Raw genomic sequence first — 6,474 nt, 5'->3', positions numbered from 1 at the left:
GTGTTGGCATAGGTGCACTGACCATTGATTCCATCATCTGTGTTGCCGTTATTACAACGCGGTTTAAACGACGAGTTGTACGGATCATATTCTTTTGTACGCCGACTAAGCGGGCATCTCCGATTTCAACACCTAAATCACCGCGGGCAACCATGACCACATCTGATGCAATAATTATATCTTCTAACGCTTCTTGAGTTTCAACCGCTTCAGCACGCTCGACTTTAGCAACCATTTTGGCGTTACAGCCAGCCGCTACAGCAAGTTCACGTGCATAGCGCATATCAGCTCCGCTACGCGGGAAAGAAACGGCTAAGTAATCACAGCCAATTTCTGCTGCTGTAAAGATGTCTTTTTTATCTTTTTCAGTGAGTGCGGCTGCAGACAAACCACCACCTTGTTTATTGATCCCTTTATTATTTGATAGTGGCCCACCAATAATTACAACTGTTTTAACTTTGTTACCGATAACTTGTTCAACTTGCAGTTGCACCCGTCCATCATCAAGCATTAAAATATCACCGGCAGTAACTTCCTGGGGTAATTCTTTGTAATCAAGACCGACTGCTAGTTGGTTACCTTGACCTTTTTCAATATCACTGTCTAAAGTGAATTTATCGCCGACGGCTAGTAAAATTTTATTATCTTTAAATGTGGAAACACGAATTTTAGGGCCTTGTAAGTCGCCCATAATAGCCACCTCAACGCCTAGACGTGTTGCTATTTCACGCACTTGATTAGCGCGTTTAACATGATCCACCGCTTCACCATGGGAGAAGTTCATACGAACCATATTAGCCCCCGCGGCGATGATTTTTTCAAGGTTATTATCACGATCGGTTGCTGGACCTAATGTGGTCACGATTTTGGTGCGTCTAGACATGTTCAATTCCTATTACTATTTTATTTTTAAAAATTCACTAGCCATGTCTGCCCAGTGAATTTTGCTGTTTGCGCTGTTAGCTGTTTTATCACTCTACATTAATATAATTAAGCAGAGAGTACTTGGCTTGCACCGGATTTTGCTTGACAAATATAGATTGATTCTTTGATGCCTGTCGCTGCTTGATATTTGTTTTCTACTGCGCTCTTGACCTGTTCAACCAGTGTTGGGGGAATAAGTGCAACAACACACCCGCCAAAACCACCGCCGGTCATACGTACGCCGCCTAAATCACCTATCTCTGCTTTGACAATATTCACAATCAGATCAATTTCCGATACGGTGATTTCAAAATCATCACGCATCGAGATATGTGATTGCGCCATGAGTTGCCCCATTAATTTCATATCGCCTTGGCGAAGTGCATCAGCCGCTTTAACTGTGCGTTCATTTTCAGTGATCACGTGGCGTGCTCGTTTAGCAACAACCGCATCGAGTTCATTAATTCGCGCTTCGAACTGATCAATCGTGATATCACGCAATGCTTTTACGCCAAAGACCTTGGCCGCTTCTTCACACTGTAAACGGCGCGTATTGTACTCACTGTCCACTAAACCGCGTTTTTTGTTGGAGTTAATGATTACAATGGACATATCCTCTGGCATGGAGACCGATTGCGTTTCCAGTGAACGACAATCAAGCAGCAGCGCATGATGCTCTTCGCCGCAGGCAGAAATAAGCTGATCCATAATGCCGCAGTTACATCCCACAAATTCATTTTCTGCTTGCTGACCGTTTAAAGCGATATCCACTTGGCTAATGTCGAGTTTATAAAGCGTTTTAAAAGTTTGCCCAATAACCACTTCAAGAGCGGCTGATGAGCTTAATCCTGCGCCTTGTGGCACATTACCGCTAACCACAATATCAGCGCCTTGAAACTGGTAACCACGAGCCAATAAAAATTTCACTACGCCACGAATGTAGTTAGCCCACATGCAATCGTTTTGAAACTCTATCTCTTGTGTTAAATCAAATTGATTTTCTTCATTGTTATAATCAACTGAAATAAGGCGTACGATATTGTCATCACGTTTGGCCGCTGCCACCATGGTTTGGTAGTTAATGGCGCAGGGTAATACAAAACCGTCATTATAATCGGTGTGCTCACCAATTAAGTTTACCCGTCCAGGGGCTTGAATAATGTGTGTTGCTGGGTAACCCAGTACGTCTAAAAAGGTTTCTGTTACGTTGGTAATTAAAGTATTCATAATGTTATCTCTACTTTTTATGATTAATTTCTGGCTAAGCTATCCGCTCAGCGTCTAGGCATCGCTTTCTTTATAATGGACATCACTGACATCACGCAGTTTTTGTGCCGCTTGTTCGGCGGTTAAATCACGCTGACTCTCAGCCAACATTTCATAACCGACCATAAATTTACGAACGCTCGCTGAACGTAATAGTGGTGGGTAAAACAGGGCGTGCAACTGCCAATGCTCAATATCCGTGCCGGCTTCAAAAAAGGGCGCATAATGCCACCCCATTGAGTAGGGGAATGAACATTGGAATAAATTATCGTAACGACTGGTGAGCTTTTTAATCGCCAGTGCTAAATCATCACGTTGTGCATCTGTTAATTCACTCATGCGGCGAATATGCGTTTTCGGTAATAGCATAGTTTCAAAGGGCCATGCAGCCCAATATGGAACCACTGCAAGCCAGTGCTCCGTTTCTACAACGGTGCGTTCACCATCCTGTAACTCAGCTTGTACATAATCTATTAATAGGTTTGATCTGTGTTCGTCATAGTAAGCTTTTAATAATGCTTCTTTACGTTCAATTTCATTGGGTAAAAAGCTATTCGCCCATATTTGTCCGTGCGGATGTGGCTGCGAACAACCCATGGCGGCGCCTTTATTTTCAAACGCTTGTACCCACAAATATTCTTTACCTAATTCTTCAATCTGCTCGTTCCAGGTATCGATAACATTGCGAATTTTGTTAACTGGCAGCTCCGGCAGTGTTTTACTGTGATCGGGTGAAAAACAGATAACGCGACTTAACCCACGTACCCCTTGCGTTTTAAACAAAGGATTCGTAGAAACAGGTGCATCGGGTGAATCAGGCATCAGCGCGGCGAAGTCATTGTTAAAAACATAAGTGCCAGAGTAATCTGGATTTTTATCACCAGAAATTCGTTCATTGGTGGGACATAAAAAACATTTTTTATCATAACTTGCTAATGTTTCCGTTGCAGGCGCTTCATCTTGACCACTCCAAGGGCGTTTCGCACGGTGTGGTGAGACTAAGATCCATTGCCCGGTCAGTGGGTTATAACGACGGTGTGGATGGTCTATTGGGTTAAAAGCGATTGTTGTCATAGTATCCTCTTCTGTATGTTGTACCACTTGCGAATATTGCGGGTGGTGAAAATTTATAGCAGGTAAAAATAATGGCCATTAAGGTTTAAGCTTCTGGGTAACCCTGTGGATTATGCGATTGCCAGTTCCATGTGTCCTGAGACATCTCGGCAATCGTGCGACCTGCCTTCCAGCCTAGATCTTTTTCCGCTTTTTGGGGATCCGCAAAGCATTGAGCAATATCACCTGCGCGGCGCGGGCAAATATTATAAGTTACGGGTTTACCACAGGCATCAGAAAAGGCATTTACCATTTCTAAGACACTGCTGCCTTTGCCTGTGCCTAAATTGTAAATATGCAGACCCGATTTTTTGCCCACGGCTTTAAGTGCTGCAATATGGCCATCTGCTAAATCCATTACGTGAATATAATCGCGTACACCCGTACCATCTGGTGTTGGGTAATCATCACCAAAGACGGCTAACGATTCACGACGTCCGACTGCAACTTGCGCAATAAAAGGCATTAAGTTATTTGGGATCCCTTTAGGATCCTCTCCCATGGTGCCTGATGGGTGTGCGCCGACAGGGTTAAAATAACGTAATAAGGTGATGCTCCAATCGGGCTCTGCAGCAAACAGATCAGATAGGCACTCTTCGACAATATATTTACTACGGCCATAGGGATTAGTGGTTGCGCCCGTTGGTGAGCTTTCTGTGATAGGTACGACTTCCGGATCGCCATAAACGGTTGCTGATGAGCTAAAAACCAAACTTTTTACGTTGGCTTTGCGCATTGCACGAGCCAGCACGAGCGACCCATTAACATTGTTATCATAGTACTCGAGTGGTTTTTGTACGGATTCACCGACGGATTTTAAACCGGCAAAGTGAATAACCGAGTCAATATTATGTTCGTTAAAAATACGATCTAAGAAGTGCTGATCTCGAACATCACCTTGACAAAAAACAGGGCGTTTTTGAGTTAATGCTTCAATACGATCTAATACGGTTAATTTACTGTTGCTTAAATTATCTACAATAATTGGCTCGATACCAGATTCAATCATTTGTATGCAGGTCAAGCTACCTATGTAGCCCATACCACCTGTGACTAATACTTTCATACTAAATTCTCCCAAATTTTTGTTGTTATAAATATTGCAGGAAAACCATCATTCTTGCATTTACTGGCAATGATGATGGTTTATTAGTCTGACTTGTTAATGGGGCGCATTGTTGCAAATCACCCCATTAGCGAGTCAAAGAGACACTCGAGCTATTTCGCTTCAGCAAGCTCCTTTTCTTCAAGCCGTTTGAGTGTTGCTTTTTTTCTTGATTGACTCTTAAATAGACCTGCAATCATGATCACGCCACAGATACCGTAGACCTGCATAACAGTTGGATCATCAGACATTAGACCGACTTCAGAGAATACAACAAATGCACCCAGTACCATGTATAGGATAATCGCAGAAGCTTCGAAACGGAATGCCCAAGGCGTGATATCAATATTTTCATTGATCGGCATAACATAGTCAGTTTCACGCGGTTTAAAGTGACCGATAACAAACATAAGTGCAGTACAAACAACAAACAGGATCGCCAGCTGGTGTAAGAAATGTATCTGTGTATCAAAGATAAGCTGCATTGAACCGTATGACAATACGAAGACAGTAAGCGCGACCTTTGCGGCAAATGCAGGAACACGTTTAGAGATATAACCAACAAATACGATAGTAAAGATTGGCACACTAAAGAAACCGGCTACCATTTGCAGGTATTGGAACAGACCATCAGGTGCATACATAATGAACGGGGCGATACACACAGAGACAATCGCAATGACCACACCAAATGCTTGCCCTTTAGCAACCAATTCGTGATCTTCTTTACCCGCACCAAACAGAGGTTTGTATACATTTAGAGCAAACAGGGTGGTTGAGCTGTTTAGCACGCTATTAAAGGTACTAAGAATCGCGCCGAACATTACAGCAACAAAGAAGCCAACTAACGGTTTAGGTAATACTTCGTTTACCAGACGTGTATACATAGTATCCGGGTTGCCCGCATCGGCACCAAACATATGGAAAGCAATAACGCCTGGAATAATTAAAAACAGAGGTGAAATTACTTTAATCGCAGCCGCTAAAATAACCCCTTTTTGACCCTCTTTAAGGTTTTTCGCCCCTAATACACGCTGTACAATCGATTGGTCAGTACCCCAGTAGTAAAGGTTAACTAAGATCAAACCTGTGAATAGCGTTGAAAACGGCAGTGGATCTGACTCTTTACCCATAGATTGAAGTTTTTCAGGCGCAGCGGTGGTTAATATGTGCAGACCTTCCATAAAGCTGCCATCACCAAGTACGATTAGACCGAAAACAGGGATCATCAGACCACCGACAATCAGACCAATACCATTCATACTATCAGCAATAACCACAGCTTTTAGACCGCCGTAAACCGCGTAGAAGAAACCCAGCAGGCCAATGGATGCAGAGATAATTGCAATCGCAGCAAATTCAGAAACACCGAGCAGAGTCTGTATATCAAAGATATCACCCAGTACTACCGCACCCGCATAAAGTGTTGTTGGTAGAATGTTAATCACATATTGACATAAGAAAAGTAGGGTCACGAATTTCTTAACCGAAAGGTCATAACGACTTTCTAAGAAATCAGGAATCGTAGTGATACCCTGTTTTAGGTAACGCGGTACCAGTAACAGGGCAATAACGACCAGCGTAATACCCGAACCAACTTCCCAGCCCATTACACTCATATTATGAGAGTATGCTTGTCCGCTCATACCTACAAAGCTGGTCGCGCTTAAGTTAGTTAAAATAAGTGAGCTGGCAATTAAACCGCCCGTTAAGCTTCGTCCACCGAGAAAGAAGCCTTCTTGAGATTCGTTGTTTGACTTTCTTACTTTGAAGTATGTGTAAACACATACAAACCCAGTAAAAAGCAAAAACGATATTAGTACCGTAATTGACATGATTTATTCCTTTAAGTTTAAGGTTGGTTGAACGACTGCCCTATTAGGCAGTCGGTAAAAAAAGGGTTATAGTTTTTTTAGGTGCAACATCAGCGCAGATTCCGGATCTAAAATTGGTAAAGTCAGACCAATCTCTTTGAGGTTTTCACCGCTTAATGTGAGTGTTTTATCTAACCATTTAGGGCGTTGTTTCATTAACTGAAAACTAGTTGCCGGCGTTTCCACTAATGA

Annotated in this window: 5 protein-coding genes; all 5 read right to left on the bottom strand. The window is 42.8% G+C overall.

Features of this window, described 5'->3' with window-relative positions; translation table 11 throughout:
* A partial coding sequence (gene pyk / locus ACJAT7_RS17070; RefSeq protein WP_415228006.1) for a pyruvate kinase occupies window positions 1–883 on the bottom strand: 883 nt, incomplete at its 3' end.
* 107 nt (window positions 884–990) lie between these two features.
* A complete protein-coding gene (gene galK, locus ACJAT7_RS17065) occupies window positions 991–2,151 on the bottom strand; it encodes a galactokinase (RefSeq protein WP_415228005.1) in 1,161 nt (386 codons plus the stop codon).
* A gap of 54 nt (window positions 2,152–2,205) precedes the next feature.
* Window positions 2,206–3,264, bottom strand: a complete 1,059-nt coding sequence (locus ACJAT7_RS17060) for a UDP-glucose--hexose-1-phosphate uridylyltransferase (RefSeq protein ID WP_415228004.1) — start codon at window positions 3,262–3,264, stop codon at window positions 2,206–2,208.
* Window positions 3,265–3,349: 85 nt separating this feature from the next.
* Window positions 3,350–4,369 (bottom strand): UDP-glucose 4-epimerase GalE, encoded by a 1,020-nt coding sequence (gene galE / locus ACJAT7_RS17055; RefSeq protein WP_415228003.1) that lies wholly within the window; start codon window positions 4,367–4,369, stop codon window positions 3,350–3,352.
* Window positions 4,370–4,521: 152 nt separating this feature from the next.
* The gene (locus ACJAT7_RS17050; RefSeq protein WP_415228002.1) at window positions 4,522–6,243 is read right to left on the bottom strand and encodes a solute:sodium symporter family transporter; all 1,722 of its coding nucleotides are present in this window, start codon (window positions 6,241–6,243) and stop codon (window positions 4,522–4,524) included.
* Window positions 6,244–6,474 lie beyond the last annotated feature (231 nt).

Source organism: Psychromonas sp. (genome assembly GCF_047632995.1).
Lineage (GTDB): Bacteria > Pseudomonadota > Gammaproteobacteria > Enterobacterales > Psychromonadaceae > Psychromonas.
This window is presented reverse-complemented; position numbering and strand designations above follow the sequence as displayed.

What these genes read in the sequence shown, in the direction of transcription:
- galE (WP_415228003.1), bottom strand. Translation starts at nt 4,369, where the DNA reads ATGAAAGTATTAGTCACAGGTGGTATGGGCTACATAGGTAGCTTGACC.
- ACJAT7_RS17060 (WP_415228004.1), bottom strand. Translation starts at nt 3,264, where the DNA reads ATGACAACAATCGCTTTTAACCCAATAGACCATCCACACCGTCGTTAT.
- galK (WP_415228005.1), bottom strand. Translation starts at nt 2,151, where the DNA reads ATGAATACTTTAATTACCAACGTAACAGAAACCTTTTTAGACGTACTG.
- ACJAT7_RS17050 (WP_415228002.1), bottom strand. Translation starts at nt 6,243, where the DNA reads ATGTCAATTACGGTACTAATATCGTTTTTGCTTTTTACTGGGTTTGTA.